The sequence below is a fragment of the Natrialba taiwanensis DSM 12281 genome (genome assembly GCF_000337595.1).
GTDB classification, from domain to species: domain Archaea; phylum Halobacteriota; class Halobacteria; order Halobacteriales; family Natrialbaceae; genus Natrialba; species Natrialba taiwanensis.
The window spans coordinates 328428-346402 of sequence record NZ_AOIL01000067.1; the positions used below are offsets into that span (position 1 = coordinate 328428).

Here is a 17975-nt window from a genome sequence, read left to right on the forward strand (position 1 = left end):
TTGAGCGTCGTCTTAGACGTCCCCCGCGTTCTGGGGGCGACCGATGAGTTTTCCGTCGCTGATCGCGTCGACGTCGTCTGCAACCATGCGAAACGACTGGTCGCGGCCTTCGGTGTCCGCACGCCGCGAGAGTCGCGCCCGGTGGATCTCCTTGATGTCGTCGTCCATCGCGAGGTCGGCCCACTCGAAGATGCGGACGCGGCCGTCGTCGTCCCGTGCGGGGAGGACGGCCCCTCTCGCGCTGTCGCTCGGTGCGAACGGCACGTCGAGTGCGCCCGAGTCGAACGCCTTGATCGTCCCCTGGACGACGTCGCCGTCGCCGTGCTCGAGGATGGTGTCCATGAGACACCGCGTTTCGCGCTCGATCAGGTCCTGTTCCTCCGCGATACCGTCGATGTCGATCTCCTGCTCGATCGCCATGTCGATGACCTGGCGCGTCGTGCGCAGTCCGGAGGCGTTCGCCTCCTTCGTCGGCACGCCCTGGAACTCCTGGGGGGACTTGGTGATGACCTTGTCCGGCCGGGCGATGGCGGCGGTCATCCCGCCGAGGCTGATCACGCCGTTTGCGCGGGCCTCGTCCGGCGGGAAGCCGCCCATCCACTCGTGGAAAACCGTGGTGACGACGACCTCGTCGGGCAGGAACTCGTCGCCCAGTTTCTGCAGGGCGTTCAGCGCCGCAACGTCCTGAACGACGTTGCCGACCTGCCCGTAGCCGAGCGTCACGGAGCGCACGCCCTGCGTGGCGGCGAGTTGGCCCTCGACCAGCATGATCGCGATGGCGATCGAGGGCGGCACCAGGGTTCCGGTCAGCGGTCCGAACGGCTCGCGGTTGATCCGCACGCCGCGTTCCGTGTAGGCTCCCGCGAGCCGGTCGACGAACTGCCACTTCTCGATGGTCTCCTCCAAGCCGTGGCGCTTGGTGTAGGGAATGTTGTACGAGATCGGACCGCCCTCGAAGCTCTGGAAGCCGCCGGCGAACGTGATGGCAGCCAGCAGGCGGGCGTCGGGCGTCCCGTGGCGAACCTCGATCGGAGCATCGATCGCCTCGATCAGCTCCCGGCAGCCCGAAACGCCGTGGTTGACCGCCGGGAACCCGTTGAGGGTGTCTTCCCCGCTCTCGCGTGCGTTCTCCAGTCCCTCCTGGGCCTTCTCGTACTCGTTATCGCGCGTGTACGAGTCGATCGTCGTCGGGAGGAGATCCGCTTTCCCCTCTCCGTGGAGGTACTCGAGCAGTTCGACCTGATCGTCGAGGCACGGCACGCCGGCCCGCGGCTGCAAGAGGGGTTTGGTCGCCTCTTCGAGCACGTCGGCGAAGCGCTTGCTCGCGGGAAGCGACTCGTGGTACGCGATCGCCTCGTCGAAGTCGACGTCTGCACCCGTCGGCCAGTCGGCCCGAATCTCCTCGTCGATACGCCGTAGCTCGTCGGATGGAATGCGTTCGTCTCGTATCATCTAGGAACTGATCGTCGCGCGCTCCGTCTCCGTCGTCGTAATCTGGAGATCCTGGCGGAGCGCAGCGATCGCTTCTTCGGGGTCCGTCTCCGAGTCGAAGACCCGGTCGAAACCGAGCTCTTCGAACGTCGCCCGCGTCTGCTCGAAGTCGTCCTGGCCGACGGCGAGGTTGCCGCCGATGTAGGTGTGTGCATCGACACCTGCGTCTTCGAGCACGCCGTGGAATCCCTGGCAGTCCTGCTCGGCGTGGCCGTAGAGCGACGAAACCAGTACGGCCTCGGCATCGTGTGCTACCGCGGCCTCGGCGAACTCTTCCTGGGAGGTCTGGACGCCGAGGTTGATGACGTCGAAGCCTGCTGCACTGAATGCCTGCTCTAGGATCGTAATGCCGACGACGTGAGCGTCCGAGCCGATCACGCCGAGGACGACCGTTTGGGACATCGTATGCAGAACCATGATGAACTTGGGTATAAACCTAATGATCTTCCATGATAATATTCCTTAAACACCTTAACAGCCCCTCTATGTCACAAGTTCACAACTACATGATCGATGGTAAAGGTTTAGGTGGCGGTATCGCAACCACCCACACCATGGGCGCACTCTCGAACCTGCGCGTGCTGGACCTCACACAGGTCCTCGCCGGCCCGTACTGCACGATGTTACTCGCGGACATGGGTGCCGACGTCGTCAAGATCGAACGTCCCGGCGGCGACCTCATCCGGTCGAACCCCCCGTTCGTCGACGACCCTGACGAAGAGGCCTACGGCGGCTACTTCCAGAGCGTCAACCGGGGCAAGCGAAGCATCGAACTCGACTTCACCGACGCAGACGACCGCGCGGACTTCCTCTCGCTCGTCGAGGAAGCCGACATCGTCGTCGAGAACTACCGCGCGGGCACGATGGAAAAGTACGACCTCGGCTACGAGACGCTCACCGAGTTCAATCCGGAACTCATCTACTCCTCGATCCGGGGCTTTGGCGACCCGCGCACGGGGGAAACCGACCGGCAGGGCCAACCCTCCTTCGACCTCATCGCCCAGGCCCTGTCTCTTATACACATNCCGCTCAGAGATGTGTATAAGAGACAGCCGTCAACCACCGCGAACAGACCGGCGAGGGCCAGTACGTCGACACCGGCATGTACGACTCGATGATTAGCATGACCGAACGCGCCATCTACCAGCAGTCCTACACCGGCACCCCGCCCACCAGACAGGGCAACTCCCACCCCACGCTGTTCCCCTACAACGCCTTCGAAACCGCCGACGGCCACGCCGTCATCGCCGCATTCGGCACGAACCACTGGACCGAGGTCTGCGCCGCCATGGACCGCGAAGACCTCGCCGACGACTACCCCACCACCGCCGACCGACTCGAACACCGCGAGTTCTTGCGCGCCGAACTCGCCGACTGGGCCGCGGATCGAACGACGGACGAACTCGTTGCCGAACTCGAAGGGCGCGTTCCCGTCGCGCCGGTGCAAAACACCGAGGATATCTTCGACGATCCGCACGTTCACGCGCGCGACATGCTCGTCCCGGTCGACCAACCCGGCACCGACGGGGAAGTCGAAATCGCCGGCTCGCCGATCAAGATGACCGAGACGCCGCCCGAACCGCGCGGCCGCGCCCCGCTGCTCGACGAACACCGTGAGGAAGTCCTCGATTCGACGGACGAGCGCGCGGACGCAGAACAGGCCGCCGACGACTGAACGCGACTCGCGTCCAGTCTCGGTTTTCGCCGGACAAGCCACTATTCCACTAGCGTACCGACAGCAACGATACGGAACTCTACAACACAACAGCCAGAAAAGCCGCCAACAGCCCAGTGGACGGGTCACTACTCCTGAACTGAACTCGAAACCGAGAACTGTCCGGAGTTAGACGACTTCCTCGAAGTCGTGGTGACCGTTGATCTCGACGCCCTCGTCGGTGATCTCACAGAGGAAAACACCGTTGCCGGAGCCGGTGTCGCGTTCGGCGGCGGATTTGATCGCGCGGGCGGCGATCGTCGTCGCGTCGTCGTTCGCGAGCCCGTCCTCGTACTCCTGTTCGAGCAGGCCGTAGGCGAGTTGCATCCCGCTGCCGGTGACGGTGTAGTCGTCTTCCATGACGCCGCCTGCGGGGTCAATGCTGTAGACGTGGCTCCCTTCCGAATCGACGCCGCCCAGGATGGGGTGGATCGCGAAGAACGGGCCGCCGCGAGCGAAGTTACCGGCCAGCGTCGCCAGCGCGTCGATACTCATCGGATCCCCGCGTCGGGCCTCGTAGAGGTTGACCTCGGCACGGAGACTCGAGATGAACGACTGGGCACCGCCGACGCTACCGACCATCGTCAGCGCGCCGGTCGGGTGAATCTGCTCGACCTTCTGGACGTTCTTGTTCGAGACGAACCGGCCGCCGAGGCTGGCGCGCATGTCCGTCGCGATGACGACGCCGTCCTCGGTCGTGATGCCGATCGTCGTTGTCCCCGTCTTGTTGACGTTGTCCAGGTCGGCCCGCGAAAGATCGTTCTGCGGCAGCGATCCGACCTCCGGCGCATACGGGTTCGAATCGTCGGCCAACTGATCGACCGTCCGGGAAAACTCCGAATTATGCTGTGGTGCTCGCATTGACCGAAGATTACGACCGGCACGATATAAAACATCGGCGGTCATCGTCCTTGTTTCCGCTTCGTCCGAGTTCAGCTTCGGCTCGGCGCACTACCGGATACTCGCGTCGCTACCGAGTCGAGACGGGCAGCCGAGCAAACGAGTTCAGCGAGTGATCAGGGTTGGGAGGCGTCGTAAGCGGTTTCGACGGTGTCGATGAGTCGGTGGATGGGCAGCGTGATTCCGGCCTGGCGGGCGGCGATTGCGAGCGGCATGGCGACGATACCGGTCACGATGCAGAGTTGGTACAGTGCGAACAGCGTTGCGCGGTACACGCGGGATATCATCAGCGTTCAGTCGTGGTCAGACGGAGGTGATATATAAGCGTTTGTAAGATGGAAAAATCATAATGTTTGTTAATTCCAGATAGGGGCGACGCCGTCCTGGGGTTCAAAATCACTTTCAGTNGATATATAAGCGTTTGTAAGATGGAAAAATCATAATGTTTGTTAATTCCAGATAGGGGCGACGCCGTCCTGGGGTTCAAAATCACTTTCAGTCCGAACAACTGGACCTGTACTCGGCCCGACATCCGGCTATGCAGGCGGGAATCGACTAGATCGATTCGCATAACTTACAGGGATGATCGGATTCGCGTGCGCGCCGAGGCGCTGACACACGCGGGTAATACTGCCGGACAAAACTATTCACACGTCGATCGCACTCGAACGGTCGTCGCCACAAGCGACGCTCCGTGAGACGCGATCGAGTGTTCACTGACTTTTGTCCGGCAGTAGAAGCAACACTCGTGCGGTTGCTCTCCGGTCAGCATCGAACCGCAAGACAGGAAACCCCCCGGACCGACCAGTAAATATGGGCAATTACCTCGTCGCGATGGAAGCAGCATGGCTCGTTCGGGATGTCGACGCGATCGACGACGCGATCGGCGTCGCGGTCAGTGAAGCCGGCAAGCGTCTCAACAGCGAAGATATGGACTACGTCGAAGTCGAAGTCGGCGCGACGGGCTGTCCCGCATGCGGTGAGCCCTTCGATTCGGCGTTCGTCGCAGCCGAAACCGCACTTGTCGGCCTCGCTCTCGAGATGGATGTCTTCAACGCCGACAGCGAGGAACACGCCTCCCGAATCGCAAAGAGCGAAGTCGGCGGCGCGCTCCGAGACGTCCCCCTCTCCGTCGTCGAAATCATCGAAGTCCCCGAGGACGAATAGCCCCTGTAACACCCCGCTTCGGACGCGGACTGCCAGCCACCCAAAGGACTTTCTATAACCCCTGGTTATTCACCGATATGGAACTTCCCACGCCCGCGGACCTCCGCCAGCGCCGGACCGAACTCGAGTTAACGCAGAGTGAACTCGCCGACAAGGCCGAGGTCTCTCAGCCGCTGATCGCCCGGATCGAGGGCGGCGACGTCGACCCCCGCCTCTCGACGCTTCGACGGATCGTCAACGCGCTGGAGAAGGCCGAAAGCGACGTGGTGCGCGCGGAAGACTTGATGAACGAAGCCGTCGTGAACGTGTCGCCGGACGACCCCGTTACGGAAGCCGCACGCAAGATGGAAGAGGAAGCCTACTCGCAACTCGCCGTGATCCAGGACGGCATTCCCGTCGGCTCGATCAGTCAGAGCGACCTCGTCCACCTGGACGCTGCGGCCCGTGATGAGCCGATCGCGGACCACATGAGCGAGAGTTTCCCGACCGTCTCGAAGGACGCGACGCTCGACGAGATCAGTAATCTGCTGGAGCACTACAAGGCCGTCATGATCACCGAAGCCGGCGAGACGGTCGGCATCATCACCGAGGCGGACATCGCTTCGCGGTTCTCCTGATTCATCCCGTCGCCCAACCCGCCGAATCCGCGGTTACACTCGACCGGTGCGAACGTGCGCTGAACGACGCGGCCCGCGCACCGCTCACTCGACGGACGGCCGCGGCGCGCTCTCGTACCGTTTCATCTTCGCCGATTTATCGGAAATCGTCTCGTACAGGTGCTGGAGCGTCTCCTCCGCGGCGAGCAGATTGTGTTCGTCGAGAAACTGCCGCCCCTCAGCAGTAAGCCTGTAGAATTTCCACGGATACCCCTGCTGGCGCTCGTCTTCGGACAGCTCCACCCCTTCGAGCATCCCGGCCTCGATCAGTTTCTGGACGTGTTTGTACACGGTCGCCTCGCTAACGCTCGGATTCAACTGCTCGAGTTCGTACATCGAGGGAAGTTGCTCGGGATGTTGCAGGACGTTCATGAGTAGTGCAAATCGCGTTTCTTGGGTGACGAAGTGAAGGAGTTCGCGGGTGTTCGGTCCCTCGGGCGTGCCGAGCCGGGTACTCATACGGCGAGCTACGTGCTGGGACACCAAGTAAGTTACTCTGGAGTGAATCACTCGCAGGTAAGATACTGAACTCGTCGAATTCCGATTGGTTTCCGATACTTGTGTCCCACGTTATCGGGATTTCGGGCCTCTATTGCCACTTTCTCGATCAAGGACGAAGAATCGGAAAATCGGAAACGACCCGGAAACTACTATGGTCGATTGCCGACACTCATTGCACATGACAGACTCAAAGCCGGCCGTCCCCGAGGCGGTCCTCACGAGTGCGTACGAGCGACTCGATCGGGAGGACATTTCGCTCGCGGACAACGAGGCCATCTTGCACTCGCTGAGCGAGCTGACGCCGATCTACGAGAGCGACCGCTCGTATTTCGTCCTCGGCAGCTACGACCGCGAACCGATTCGGCGGCTCAACCTCGTCGTCGACCGGCTGAATCGCCGATCCGATGCCTACGCGTTCCGGATGGTCGACGTTCGCGGCGAGTGGGAAAACGGGATTCAGAAGTTCTGTCTCATCGCGGATCTCGTCACGCATGTCGTCGGCGTCGCCGAGAAGGAGCCGAGCGACTTCCTCGTCGAACAGGGGTTGCTCGCCGGCACGTCCGAGTTCTTCGAGAAGAGTCACGTGCTCAAGCGCGAGTACCCGGACGGCGAGGACGACCATCCCTTCGGCTGGATGCAGGACGGCGTCTTCGATCTGCTCGAGTCGGAGGGGCGACTCCACCGCTGGGAAACCGAGGCGGAACTGGTTGCCGCCGCCGAGGAACTCCCGTGATCGAGTGCAGTTACGAGTGGCCCGACACGGGAACCGGTTCGTACGGCTCTTCGAGATAGGCCATGTCGGACGCCGACAGCGAGATATCGAGCGCGTCGACGGCCTGCTCTAAGTGTTCGACGCTGGTCGTGCCGATGATCGGTGCGTCGACCCAGTCCTTGTGGAGCAGCCAGGCAAGGGAGATCTGTGCCATCGTGACGCCTTTTTCGGCGGCGAGTTCGGCGACGCGGGCGTTGATTTCGGGACCGCCGCCCTCTCGGTAGGGGTGGTCGTACAGGTATTCTTCCGTCTTGCCGCGCGTCGTCGCGTCGATGTCCTCGTGGGGGCGCGTGAGGTAGCCGCGAGCAAGCGGCGACCAGGGGAGGACGCCGACGTTCTCTTTGTCACAGAGCGGCAGCATCTCGCGTTCTTCCTCGCGGTAGACGAGGTTGTAGTGGTTTTGCATCGTAGCGAACCGGTCGAGTCCGAGTCGGTCGCTCGTGTACAGCGATTCGGCGAACTGGTGAGCCCACATCGAGGAGGCACCGACGTATCGAACGTGGCCGCGGCGAACGGCGTCGTCGAGTGCGCGCATGGTCGTCTCGATCGGCGTGTCGTCGTCCCAGCGGTGGATCTGGTAGAGGTCGATCGTGTCCACGCCGAGGCGCTCGCGGCTGGCGGCGAGTTCCTGTTCGATCGCCTTTCGCGAGAGTCCGCCCGAGTTCGGGTCGTCGTCGCGCATCTGGAAGTAGGTCTTCGTCGCGATGACGGCCGCATCGCGGTAGTCGAACTCGGCGAGTGTGTCGCCCAGGATGCGCTCGGATTCGCCCCGCGAGTACATGTTGGCCGTATCGAAGAAGTTGATCCCGAGGTCGATGGCGCGCTCGATGATCTCCGTGCTTTCCGATTCTTCGAGCACCCACTCGCGCCAGTCGCTCGACCCGAAGCTCATGCAGCCGAGACAGAGGCGGCTGACCTCCATGCCGGTGTTTCCAAGCGTCGTGTACTCCATATGCGAGGCTCGACGAGCGGGAAGAAAACAGTTCTGTCCGGGTCGGGACTGCGACCGTCGCCGATTATCGTCCCGGGAGTCGCAGCTCGCGTTAGACGATTCCTCGAACCAACGAGCCGAGCACCGGCAGACCGATCGCACTGCCGACGGTGAGATAGACGACCGGCCGCATCTCCAGAACCGTTGCGGTCGCGCCGCCCAGACTGATCACGAAGACTCCGAGGGCGATCAGCCCGAAGCCGGCGGCGGTGGCGAGCGCGCGCCACAGGTTCGCGGAGACGAGACCCACGAGCGCGCCCGCGAGTACGAGCCCGAACCAGTGGAGCCACGCGAGCGCGAGCGCGATGACGGTCGTCAGGACGAGCGCGACGGCCCGCTGGCGCGGATCGGCTCTCACGGCTTCCAGCCGACGAGTGAGTTCAGCGACGGGCGATCGGTTCCCGTCAGCGGTGCCGGCATCGGTGTCGGTGCCGGTGTTGGTGGCAGTGTCGGTATCGTCATCTGTGTCGGCAACCGCCGTCGGTTCCGGCTCGTCGCGGTTGCCATCGGTCGAGTCGGCGTTCATGAGTCGTCCTCCACGAACGAGACGTCCGCCTCGCCGTCGCCGACCGTCCGACCCATCGCTTTCTGCTCGCCGTTTCGCCACCGGTCGAACTGATCGTCGTAGTGCTCGGAGAAGTAGTCGCCCGAGTTCCCGCCGGGGAGAATCGCCGTCGCGTCGCCGCCGGGTTCGACGACCATCCGCCAGCTCGAGCCGACGGCCGAGTCGACGCGGTAGTTTTTGACCGTCGCCCGCGACCCGTCGGCTGGCTCCGTCTCGTAGTCCAGAAACGGCGCTTCGACGCTGAACGGATGCTCGATCGCCCGCGTCGAGTTCCAGTCGCCGTACGTGTCCCAGCCCTCCTCGTCGAGTTCGTCTCGCGTCGTCTCGAGTGCGGCGACCATCGTCTCGGCTCGCGAGCGCTCGGCGAAGAAGTGGCTGTCGGCGGGAAGCGTCGCCACAACCCAATCGTTCGGGTAGTACGATTCGTCCAGTCCCGCGTCGTCGAACGCGGGTTCGAAGAGTTCTCGTCGGTAGTGTTCGAACCAGCGGGCGAAGACGAGCGCACCGCGGGAGTCGCGGTCCATGCGGTAGTCCCACGATTCGAGGGCCTCGCGGGTGTCCGCGAGCCCGGTCGTCTCGCTCGCTCGAACGGCGTCTACGAGGTCGGGAACGAGCTGCGCTGCCCGCCCATCGTACACGTCATCCTGGAGGGTGCGATGAAAGTCGAGATCGGTCGGCTCGCCGCTGTCGACGCGCTCGTCGAGTCGCTCGTAGATCCGTTGCCCGCGGTAGGGGGTGGCGTAGGCGGTCCCGACGTAGTGGGCCGGGTCGTCGGTCACGCGCTGGTTCGCCGTCGCGAGCACGTCCGGATCGATGACGTGGGGCTTCTCCTCGAACGGGACGAATCCCTCCCAGGAGGATTCGCCGAATGGGGAAAAGCCCTCCCACTCCCCCTCGCCCGCGGAGCCGTCGAAGATCCGGTTTCCGGCCACCGCCTCGCCGTCGACCTCCCGAATCGGGAGCTTGCCCGTTGCGTAGTACATCGTCCGCCCCTCGGCGTCCGCGTAGACGAGGTTCTGCGTCGGTAGATCGAACTTCCGGGTCGACTCGAGCACGTCGTCGAGGCCGTCGCTCCGACCGAATTCGTAGATCGCCTCGGTCGTCCGGGTCGCCGTGTGGCCGGTCCAGGCGACGCCGACGGTCTGGCCCTCGCGCTCGAGGACCGGCCCGTGGACCGTCTTCCTGACCGTTATCGTGCGATTCTCGCCGCCCGCGACGGCGAGTTCACGGTCCTCGGTCTCGAACTCGCGCCACTCGTCCTCGTAGCGATAGCGCTCGCCCGCCTCGTCGAACTCGTACTCGTAGCAGTCGAGTACGTCCGCGCCGACGTTGGTGAACGACCAGACGCCGCTATCGTTGGCTCCGGCGATGACGAACGGGACGCCGGGAAAGGTCGCGCCGCGAACCGAGGCCTCGGGCGTCTCGACGTGTTGCTCGTACCACAGCGGCGGCGTCATCAGGGTGAGATGCGGGTCGTAGGCAACGTCGGGGTTCCGCTCTCGGTGTGCTCGCCGGAGACGACCCAGCTGTTCGAACCGACGCCCGGCGGCGACTCGAATCGCGAGAGCCAGTTCAGAAGCGCCGGACCGACGGCGGCAGTGTGCTCGGCAGCAGTATTGGTGTCGGAGTCGGATGCAGTCTCGGACTGTCGGAGTCGGTCCACAGCGTTCGCAGCATCGCCCTCGGTTCCGGTATCGGACGCCGCTTCGCTTCCAGTTTCGCGCTCCGTCTCGCTGTCACCGCGTTCGTCCGCATCCAGTCGCTCTCCCTCGACCGTGTCCCGAAGAATCGGCACGTCGTGATCCAGCCGCTCCGGATAGAGTTCAGCCGCGGTCTCCTTGCCGAGTCGATCCGCGAGCAGCGCCTGACGCAACTCGGCGAAATTCCCGGTTAGATCCCACGAGATCTGTTTCTCCATCAGCATCGAATCGACCGGCGTCCACGGCTCCGGCTCGGCCCCGAGCAGTTCGAACTCGAGGGGGAGCTGCCCGTCTTCGATCACCGCGTTGACGCCGTCCGCGTAGGCCTCGATCAGCGGCCCGGCCGGCGTCTCGGAAACGTGTTCCCAGGTCGCCTCGGCCGCTCCCGCAAAGTCCATCGCGATGTGAAACTCGTCGTCTTCGACGGTCGACTCGCCGACGAGTTCGGAAACCTGTCCGCGCATAACCTGCCGCTGGAGGTCGAGCTGGAAGAGCCGATCGAACGCCTGCGTGTAGCCGACGGCGAAGTACGCCGCCGCCTCGCCGTCGGCCGCGACCGTCGGCACGCCGAACTCGTCGTAGCGGACGCTGGCCTCGCCGTAGGGACTCTCGACGGTGTCCGGGAGCGAGCGATTCGCCGCGTCCCAGGCGTCGCCCGAGAGCGGTGCGAACTGATCGAGCAACTCCCGGGCAGACGTCAACGTGAGCCCGCCGACACCGGCAGCCAACACCCCGGCGAGGACACCCCGTCGCGTGGTATCAGTCTTCACATCCGACACCTGTTGCTAGTGGTACATAACTGTCCTGTTGGGACGATTCTCCGGCAGGTGTGGTGGTTTCGTGGACGATATGCGTCGTAAATTCCCGCCGTTCCAGCCGAGACGCGTTCTAAACTCGGCCAGCGCCGGTCTGCGGAGACTCACGAACTCGGCCGGGAAGTGATAACTCCACGTTAGCTAGTTCGTTTCCGAACTGCTATAGTACTCCACGCTGTAGGGACTGTCAATCGAATGTCTTCCCAGCAGATCGATACCCGCGAAACCGACGCCGGTGCCTGCTCAGTCATCGAATCGCTCGAACAGATCGGCTCCCAGTGGCGACTGGCCGTCCTCCACGAACTGCTCTCGGGCGAACAGCGGTTCAACGAACTCAAGCGTTCGACCGGCGCGAACGCGCGAACGCTCTCGCGCGTCCTCAACGATCTCGGCGAGACGGGCTTCGTCGAGCGCCGCATCGAGGAGGACGCCCCGATCGCGACCTATTACAGTCTCACCGACAAGGGCAAATCGCTCGAACCCGTCTTCGACGAAATCGAGTGCTGGGCCGGCACCTGGCTCGACGACGAGTCCGCACAAGAATAGAGTTAACCGGGCGATACCGACCGCGTTCAGTCCTCTTGTTCGAGTTCAACGAGCTGTAGCGATCGGTCGAGGTGACAGTTGTCGTGTGGCGGGTCGCCGAGCATTTCGCTGATCCGGTACTCCTCGTCGAAGTCGGCACCGTCGGGCTCACAGAACTCGTGGCTCGGGCACTCGACGTACGGACAGGGACCGGAGAGACTCGCCTTGCTCCCGGCGAACGCACCCTTCGTCGGAATGTTCGCGCGCACGGGGACGGGTTCGACTTCGACGGCGCGGACGCCGCCGTCGTGCATCGCACACTCGAGCGTCTGTGCGTTCTCGCGAACCGACGTGATGCGGTAGGTCGTCCCCGTCGAAAGGTTGAGACACTGGCTCCGGTACGGACAGCCGGCACAGCCGTCGGCCTCGCCCTGATAGATGAACTCGGTTCCCGGTTCGGCGAGCCGGGAGCCGACGAGCGTGACAGTAGACATAGTAGAGATAACTCGCCACTCGCGGTTAAGCCTCACGTCCCGCTGTCAGGATCGATCGATCGCTGAACGCGTCTCACTCTCCCCCGCTCTTGCCGGCTGGTTCGCGTCCGGTGAACTCGTCGAGTCGCGCGAAGTACTGCTCGCGCGGGACCTGATAGCAGCCTCGATAATCGATTTCGCCCGCGTCGAACTGCTGTGCGAGTTCGAGCGCGGCCGAGAGCGCGTCGGATCGCGTTGAAAATTGGGTGCCGCCGTCGAGGGTGATTTCGGGTTCGAGATACAGGGTAACGTACCAGTCGTTTCGGCCGGTCGTGTCGGTTGGATTTTGGCCGGGGCGACGCGTGCGCTTGCCGTGGGTGAGATACAGCGTCGGGAGGCAGGGGGCGGGGAGGTCGTTGCCGTTGAAGATATCGGGACGGTACGCCAGGACGAGGCGGCCGTCCTCGCCCTCGGCCCAGATGTCCCAGGAATCGGGGAGCGCTGCGAGATCGGTCATGGTGAAGGTAGGAGGACTGTCCCTAAATCTCCGTCGTCGCCGAACGCTGAGTAGTGTTTCAGTTACTGCAACGAACCCAACTGTTGATACCTGTAGACATATCATGTTAGGTACCAGAGCGCGCGCGAGTGAACCACGGCAATGCAGGCAGGTCATTTACGTCGCTCGGCACGAACTGTGGCCCACGATACCATTCGCCTATAGAGAATAGTGGCAGATATCTCCCGTAATAATCTCCTAATAAATACCTTTTGGGGCCAACGTTAAGTACCTGGATTACTCACTCATTAAATACTATCGGTATCCGTCCGTCGGACCGATTCACCCCACGCCCACCCTGGTACGTTGCCCACGCTTCCAGACGTGGTCACCGGCCATCGGTGAATGGTGGGAGTTCACACATGACAGAGAAAGCCGCCGTCGCCCGCATGGGTATGCCCTCTTCGAGAGCCCCCGTCTCGTTCCGGAGGGTAGCCGCGACGCTGAGGGTTGGCGATCGGACCGACTCTCGGCTCACGACCGACGGGGATCCACAACTGGCAATGATACAATGACCGGTGACATCGAGACACTCGAGCAACTCAGCACGGAGTACAAGGAATCGATGCCCGCGGACCTGCGGGAGACCAAGTCCTTCGACTGGTACCTAGAAGCGGTGTACGACGACCCGAAGATCACCCGGAACGCCCACCAGCGCGTTGCGGATATGTTCGACTACTACGGGACGACGTACGACGAGACCGAAGGCGTCGTCGAGTACCAGTTGGCCAGCGAGGACCCGTTGAACGACGGTGAGAACACCTTCTACGGGACGGTGATCCACCAGTCTATCCACGAGTTCGTCAACAAGGTGAAGTCGGGAGCCAGACGCTTGGGACCGGAACGGCGGATCAAACTCCTGCTCGGCCCGGTCGGCTCGGGGAAGTCCCACTTCGACAAGCAAGTTCGGGAGTACTTCGAGGACTACACGATGCACGAGGAGGGGCGGATGTACACCTTCCGGTGGACGAACCTCTGCGATGTCATCAAAGACCAGGACCCGGCCGACGATACGGTTCGGTCGCCGATGAACCAGGACCCGCTGGTCCTGTTGCCGTACGAACAGCGCCAGCGGGTGATCGACGATGTCAACGAGCGCCTGGATGCGCCGTACACGATCCAAAACGAGCAGTCGCTCGATCCGGAGAGCGAGTTCTACATGGACAAACTGCTCGCGTACTACGACGACGACCTCCAGCAGGTGTTAGAGAACCACGTCGAGATCATCCGCTTCGTCGCCGACGAGAACAAACGGCAGGGGCTGGAGACCTTCGAGCCGAAGGACAAGAAGAACCAGGACGAAACGGAGCTGACGGGTGACGTTAACTACTCGAAGATCGCCATCTACGGCGAGTCCGACCCGCGCGCGTTCGATTACTCCGGGGCGTTCTGTAACGCGAACCGCGGCATCTTCTCCGGCGAGGAGTTGCTCAAGCTCCAGCGCGAGTTCCTCTATGACTTCCTGCACGCGACCCAGGAGCAGACGATCAAGCCGAAGAACAATCCGCGGATCGACATCGACCAGGTGATCGTCGGCCGGACGAACATGCCCGAGTACAAGGACAAGAAGGGCGACGAGAAGATGGAAGCGTTCAACGACCGCACCAAGCGGATCGACTTCCCGTACGTCCTGTCCTACGAGGACGAGTCCCAGATCTACCAGAAGATGCTGAACAACGCCGACGTGCCGGACATCAACGTCGAGCCGCACACCCTGGAGATGGCCGGCCTGTTCGGCGTCCTCACCCGGATCGAGGAGCCGGATGCCGAGACGGTCGACCTCCTCTCGAAGGTCAAAGCCTACAACGGCGAAATCGACGAGGGCGACGACATCGACATCAAGAAGCTCCGCGAAGAGGCGGAGCAGACGGCCGAAATCGGCGAGGGGATGGTCGGCATCTCCCCGCGGTTCATCGGCGACGAGATCGCGGAGGCGATCATGGACTCGAAACACCGCTCCCGCGGTTTCCTGTCGCCGCTGACGGTGTTCAACTTCTTCGAGGAGAACTTAGAACACCACGGTTCCATCCCGGAGGACAACTTCGAGACCTACTACCGCTACCTCGAGACGGTCCGCGAGGAGTACAAGGAGCGCGCCATCGAGGACGTGCGCCACGCGCTGGCCTACGATCTGGACGAGATCCAGCGCCAGGGCGAGAAGTACATGGACCACGTGATGGCCTACATCGACGACGACACGATCGAGGACGAACTCACCGGGCGCGAGCAGGAACCCGACGAGACGTTCCTGCGCTCGGTCGAGGAAAAACTCGACATTCCCGAAGACCGCAAAGAGGACTTCCGCCAGGAAGTGAGCAATTGGGTCAGCCGCAGGGCGCGCGAGGGCGAGGCCTTCAACCCGCAGGATAACGAGCGCCTGCGTCGCGCCCTCGAACGCAAGCTCTGGGAGGACAAGAAGCACAACATCAACTTCTCGGCGCTGGTCTCGGCCAACGAGTTCGACGACGACGAGCGCTCGGCGTGGATCGACGCGCTGATGGAACAGGGCTACTCCGAGGGCGGTGCCAAGGAAGTGCTCGAGTTCGCCGGCGCGGAGGTCGCCAAAGCCGAGATGGAAGACTAACATGACCGGACACGACTACGTCACCGAGGCCGATCGCGAACTCGAAGAGACCTACGAGGAGCCGATGAGTCTCGCGGCGTACGTCGACCGGATTTTCGACAACCCGACGATCGCCTCGCACGCGTCGAAGTACCTGCTCGAGGCGATCGAAGCCGCCGGGACGCGAACGGTGGTCGAGGAGGGCGAAGAGAAAGAGCGCTATCGCTTCTTCGACGACCCGCACAACGACGGCGAGCACGCGATTCTCGGCAACACGGAGGTGTTGAACGGGTTCGTCGACGACCTCCGGTCGATCGCCGCGGGTCGCGGCAAGGACGAGAAGATCATCTGGTTCGAGGGCCCGACAGCGACGGGCAAGTCGGAACTCAAGCGGTGTCTCGTCAACGGCCTCCGAGAGTACTCGAAGACGCCCGACGGGCGACGCTACACCGTCGAGTGGAACGTCACCACCGCCGAGACGGGCGACCGCGGTCTGAGCTACGGCGTCGATCCGACCGCCGGCGACGACCAGAACTGGTACGAGAGTCCCGTCCAAGCCCACCCGCTGTCGGTGTTCCCCGAGCAGGTCCGCTCGCAGTTGCTCGCGGATCTGAACGCTGAACTCGACGACCACGTCCCCGTCCGGATCGACACCGAACTCGATCCGTTCTCGCGGGAAGCCTACGAGTTCTTGGAAGAGCGCTATCGTCGGGAGGGAAGCGACGATCTCTTCTCGGCGATCGCCGACGACGAGCACCTTCGCGTGAAAAATTACGTCGTCGACCACGGGCAGGGCGTCGGCGTCTTGCACTCGGAGGACGAGGGCCGTCCGAAGGAACGACTCGTCGGCTCCTGGATGCACGGGATGCTCCAGGAACTCGACTCGCGAGGTCGGAAGAACCCGCAGGCCTTTAGCTACGACGGGGTGCTGTCGCAGGGCAACAGCGTCCTCACCATCGTCGAGGACGCGGCCCAGCACGCCGACCTCCTCCAGAAGCTGCTGAACGTCCCCGACGAGCAGTCCGTCAAACTGGACAAGGGGATCGGGATGGACGTCGACACGCAGTTGCTGATCATCTCAAACCCCGATCTGGAGGCCCAGCTCAACCAGCATGCCGACCGGAACGGCATGGACCCTCTGAAAGCGCTCAAACGACGCCTCGACAAACACCGCTTTGGCTACCTGACGAACCTCTCGCTCGAAACCGAACTCATCCGCCGCGAACTGGCGAACGAGACGGAAATCTGGGAGGCCGAGAGCTACGACGAACTCGAAGCGCGCATCCGCGAGCCGGTAACGACGACGATCAAGGGACAGGACGGCGACACGCGAACCCGCGAGTTCGCCCCGCACGCGATCGAGGCGGCGGCGCTGTACGCGGTCGTCACGCGCCTGGACGAGGAGAACCTTCCCAACGGGCTCGACCTGGTCGACAAGGCGCTGATCTACGATCAGGGGTTCCTCCAGGAGGGCGACACGCGCCGGGAGAAAGACGAGTTCGACTTCGACGACGACGGCAACGACGGCGACCACGGCATTCCGGTCACGTACACGCGCGATACGCTCGCGGAGTTGCTCCAGACCGAGCGGGACCGCCACCACGCCGAACTCGGCGTCGAGAACGTGGTTATGCCGCGCGACGTGTTGAACTCGATGGCCGAAGGGATGGCGAACGCGCCGGTCTTCTCGACGGGCGAACGCTCGGAGTTCGAGAACCGCGTCGTCCCGGTCAAGAACTACGTCTTCGACCAGCAGGAGTCGGACGTTATCGAGGCGATCATGCACGAGAAACGCGTCGACGAGGAGACCGTCGCCGAGTACGTCGAACACGTCTACGCCTGGGAGACTGACGAGCCGCTGTACAACGACCGCGGCGAAGAGGTCGAGCCGGACCCGCTGAAGATGAAGCTGTTCGAGATCGAGCACCTCGGTCGGTTCTCCGAGGACGAATACCAGGGGAATCTCCCCAGAGAAAGCGTCAGGAACTTCCGTCGGGAGAAGGTGATCACGTCGCTGAACCGCCACGCGTGGGAGCACCGCGACGAGGATTTCTCGGCGTCGAACGTCGACCTGACGGCGATTCCGGTCATCAAGAGCGTCCTCGAAAGCCACGACTGGGACGACGTCAGCCGGACCTTCGAGGACTTCGACCCACGACAGTGGGACGACCCGCCGAGCGGGACCGAGACGGCCGCCGTCAAGGAGACCACGATCGAGACGATGGTGGAGGAGTTCGACTACTCGGCGGCGTCAGCCGAACTGACCAGCAGACACGTCATGGGACAGGTGAGCTACCGATGGGATTGACAGACGAACACAACGACGAGCGCGAACGTAAGGTGGCAGTGGAGGTGCAATCATGGGACTGAGAGATGACCTCGAACGATTCCGCGAAGTCGGCGAACAGCGCCGCGAAGACCTCGCCGACTTCATCCAGTACGGCAACCTCGGCGGCGGCCGCCCCGACCAGATCAACATCCCGGTCAAGATCATCTCACTGCCCGAGTTCGAGTACGACCAGCGCGACCAGGGCGGCGTCGGCCAGGGCGAAGACGATTGCTCAGATCGGAAGAGCGTCGTGTAGG

General features: G+C 63.0%; 16 protein-coding genes and 3 pseudogenes. 9 read left to right on the forward strand and 10 right to left on the reverse strand.

Translation table 11 applies throughout. The features are described 5' to 3' along the window. Positions 1-12: 12 nt before the first annotated feature. Positions 13-1452 carry a methylaspartate mutase subunit E gene (locus tag C484_RS19930; protein ID WP_006827680.1) on the reverse strand — a complete coding sequence of 480 codons (1440 nt, stop codon included), beginning with the start codon at positions 1450-1452 and terminating at the stop codon, positions 13-15. Then, positions 1453-1908, reverse strand: coding sequence for a methylaspartate mutase subunit S (glmS, locus tag C484_RS19935; protein ID WP_006663955.1), 456 nt, complete (start codon positions 1906-1908; stop codon positions 1453-1455). Positions 1909-2045: 137 nt separating this feature from the next. Between glmS and mct the strand changes: the two are divergent. Further along, positions 2046-2501: pseudogene (mct, locus tag C484_RS25060) on the forward strand (succinyl-CoA:mesaconate CoA-transferase); the annotation flags it as partial. A gap of 38 nt (positions 2502-2539) precedes the next feature. Continuing rightward, positions 2540-3166, forward strand: a pseudogene (locus C484_RS25065) (CoA transferase); the annotation flags it as partial. Positions 3167-3334: 168 nt separating this feature from the next. Here C484_RS25065 and psmB read toward each other — a convergent pair. Together psmB and C484_RS23795 are read right to left on the reverse strand one after the other, a co-directional pair. Continuing rightward, complete coding sequence (gene psmB / locus C484_RS19945) at positions 3335-4066, reverse strand: archaeal proteasome endopeptidase complex subunit beta (RefSeq protein WP_006827681.1); 732 nt, start codon at positions 4064-4066, stop codon at positions 3335-3337. 155 nt (positions 4067-4221) lie between these two features. Further along, positions 4222-4392, reverse strand: a complete 171-nt coding sequence (locus tag C484_RS23795; RefSeq protein WP_006827682.1) for a hypothetical protein — start codon at positions 4390-4392, stop codon at positions 4222-4224. 526 nt (positions 4393-4918) lie between these two features. On the opposite strand from C484_RS23795, the gene C484_RS19950 reads away from it, so the two are divergent. Continuing rightward, positions 4919-5272, forward strand: coding sequence for a DUF555 domain-containing protein (locus C484_RS19950; RefSeq protein ID WP_006827683.1), 354 nt, complete (start codon positions 4919-4921; stop codon positions 5270-5272). Between the two features lie 77 nt (positions 5273-5349). After that, the gene (locus tag C484_RS19955) at positions 5350-5889 is read left to right on the forward strand and encodes a CBS domain-containing protein (protein ID WP_006663961.1); all 540 of its coding nucleotides are present in this window, start codon (positions 5350-5352) and stop codon (positions 5887-5889) included. A gap of 84 nt (positions 5890-5973) precedes the next feature. Here C484_RS19955 and C484_RS19960 read toward each other — a convergent pair whose 3' ends face one another. After that, complete coding sequence (locus C484_RS19960; RefSeq protein ID WP_006827684.1) at positions 5974-6387, reverse strand: helix-turn-helix transcriptional regulator; 414 nt, start codon at positions 6385-6387, stop codon at positions 5974-5976. Between the two features lie 220 nt (positions 6388-6607). Here C484_RS19960 and C484_RS19965 point away from each other — a divergent pair, with 220 nt between their 5' ends. Continuing rightward, entirely contained in the window at positions 6608-7162 is a 555-nt protein-coding gene (locus C484_RS19965; protein WP_006827685.1) for a hypothetical protein, read from the forward strand. A gap of 10 nt (positions 7163-7172) precedes the next feature. On the opposite strand, the gene C484_RS19970 is transcribed toward C484_RS19965, so the two are convergent. The 3 genes and pseudogenes from C484_RS19970 to C484_RS19980 all read right to left on the reverse strand — a co-directional run bounded on the left by C484_RS19970 (position 7173) and on the right by C484_RS19980 (position 11227). Further along, positions 7173-8153 carry an aldo/keto reductase gene (locus tag C484_RS19970; RefSeq protein WP_006827686.1) on the reverse strand — a complete coding sequence of 327 codons (981 nt, stop codon included), beginning with the start codon at positions 8151-8153 and terminating at the stop codon, positions 7173-7175. A gap of 91 nt (positions 8154-8244) precedes the next feature. Beyond that, positions 8245-8718, reverse strand: coding sequence for a hypothetical protein (locus C484_RS19975; RefSeq protein ID WP_006827687.1), 474 nt, complete (start codon positions 8716-8718; stop codon positions 8245-8247). After that, positions 8715-11227, reverse strand: a pseudogene (locus C484_RS19980) (penicillin acylase family protein). Before C484_RS19980 ends, C484_RS19975 begins: the two are co-directional and overlap by 4 nt. 240 nt (positions 11228-11467) lie before the next feature. Between C484_RS19980 and C484_RS19985 the strand changes: the two are divergent. Then, a complete protein-coding gene (locus C484_RS19985; RefSeq protein ID WP_006827688.1) occupies positions 11468-11818 on the forward strand; it encodes a winged helix-turn-helix transcriptional regulator in 351 nt (116 codons plus the stop codon). Between the two features lie 26 nt (positions 11819-11844). On the opposite strand, the gene C484_RS19990 is transcribed toward C484_RS19985, so the two are convergent. Both C484_RS19990 and C484_RS19995 read right to left on the reverse strand, forming a co-directional pair. Next, complete coding sequence (locus C484_RS19990; RefSeq protein ID WP_006827689.1) at positions 11845-12291, reverse strand: UPF0179 family protein; 447 nt, start codon at positions 12289-12291, stop codon at positions 11845-11847. 73 nt (positions 12292-12364) lie between these two features. Then, positions 12365-12787 (reverse strand): DUF5820 family protein, encoded by a 423-nt coding sequence (locus C484_RS19995; RefSeq protein ID WP_006827690.1) that lies wholly within the window; start codon positions 12785-12787, stop codon positions 12365-12367. 401 nt (positions 12788-13188) lie between these two features. On the opposite strand from C484_RS19995, the gene C484_RS23500 reads away from it, so the two are divergent. Genes C484_RS23500 through C484_RS20005 form a run of 3 tightly spaced genes read left to right on the forward strand, consistent with a single transcriptional unit; the run spans position 13189 to position 17697 of the window. Beyond that, positions 13189-13341, forward strand: coding sequence for a hypothetical protein (locus tag C484_RS23500; protein ID WP_160164258.1), 153 nt, complete (start codon positions 13189-13191; stop codon positions 13339-13341). Continuing rightward, a complete protein-coding gene (locus tag C484_RS20000; protein WP_006663970.1) occupies positions 13338-15410 on the forward strand; it encodes a PrkA family serine protein kinase in 2073 nt (690 codons plus the stop codon). The genes C484_RS23500 and C484_RS20000 overlap by 4 nt, the downstream gene beginning before the upstream one ends. 1 nt (position 15411) lies before the next feature. After that, the gene (locus tag C484_RS20005) at positions 15412-17697 is read left to right on the forward strand and encodes a PrkA family serine protein kinase (protein WP_006827691.1); all 2286 of its coding nucleotides are present in this window, start codon (positions 15412-15414) and stop codon (positions 17695-17697) included. Positions 17698-17975: the final 278 nt, after the last annotated feature.

What these genes read in the sequence shown, in the direction of transcription:
- C484_RS19930 (WP_006827680.1), bottom strand. Translation starts at nt 1,452, where the DNA reads ATGATACGAGACGAACGCATTCCATCCGACGAGCTACGGCGTATCGAC.
- glmS (WP_006663955.1), bottom strand. Translation starts at nt 1,908, where the DNA reads ATGGTTCTGCATACGATGTCCCAAACGGTCGTCCTCGGCGTGATCGGC.
- psmB (WP_006827681.1), bottom strand. Translation starts at nt 4,066, where the DNA reads ATGCGAGCACCACAGCATAATTCGGAGTTTTCCCGGACGGTCGATCAG.
- C484_RS23795 (WP_006827682.1), bottom strand. Translation starts at nt 4,392, where the DNA reads ATGATATCCCGCGTGTACCGCGCAACGCTGTTCGCACTGTACCAACTC.
- C484_RS19950 (WP_006827683.1), top strand. Translation starts at nt 4,919, where the DNA reads ATGGGCAATTACCTCGTCGCGATGGAAGCAGCATGGCTCGTTCGGGAT.
- C484_RS19955 (WP_006663961.1), top strand. Translation starts at nt 5,350, where the DNA reads ATGGAACTTCCCACGCCCGCGGACCTCCGCCAGCGCCGGACCGAACTC.
- C484_RS19960 (WP_006827684.1), bottom strand. Translation starts at nt 6,387, where the DNA reads ATGAGTACCCGGCTCGGCACGCCCGAGGGACCGAACACCCGCGAACTC.
- C484_RS19965 (WP_006827685.1), top strand. Translation starts at nt 6,608, where the DNA reads ATGACAGACTCAAAGCCGGCCGTCCCCGAGGCGGTCCTCACGAGTGCG.
- C484_RS19970 (WP_006827686.1), bottom strand. Translation starts at nt 8,153, where the DNA reads ATGGAGTACACGACGCTTGGAAACACCGGCATGGAGGTCAGCCGCCTC.
- C484_RS19975 (WP_006827687.1), bottom strand. Translation starts at nt 8,718, where the DNA reads ATGAACGCCGACTCGACCGATGGCAACCGCGACGAGCCGGAACCGACG.
- C484_RS19985 (WP_006827688.1), top strand. Translation starts at nt 11,468, where the DNA reads ATGTCTTCCCAGCAGATCGATACCCGCGAAACCGACGCCGGTGCCTGC.
- C484_RS19990 (WP_006827689.1), bottom strand. Translation starts at nt 12,291, where the DNA reads ATGTCTACTGTCACGCTCGTCGGCTCCCGGCTCGCCGAACCGGGAACC.
- C484_RS19995 (WP_006827690.1), bottom strand. Translation starts at nt 12,787, where the DNA reads ATGACCGATCTCGCAGCGCTCCCCGATTCCTGGGACATCTGGGCCGAG.
- C484_RS23500 (WP_160164258.1), top strand. Translation starts at nt 13,189, where the DNA reads ATGACAGAGAAAGCCGCCGTCGCCCGCATGGGTATGCCCTCTTCGAGA.
- C484_RS20000 (WP_006663970.1), top strand. Translation starts at nt 13,338, where the DNA reads ATGACCGGTGACATCGAGACACTCGAGCAACTCAGCACGGAGTACAAG.
- C484_RS20005 (WP_006827691.1), top strand. Translation starts at nt 15,412, where the DNA reads ATGACCGGACACGACTACGTCACCGAGGCCGATCGCGAACTCGAAGAG.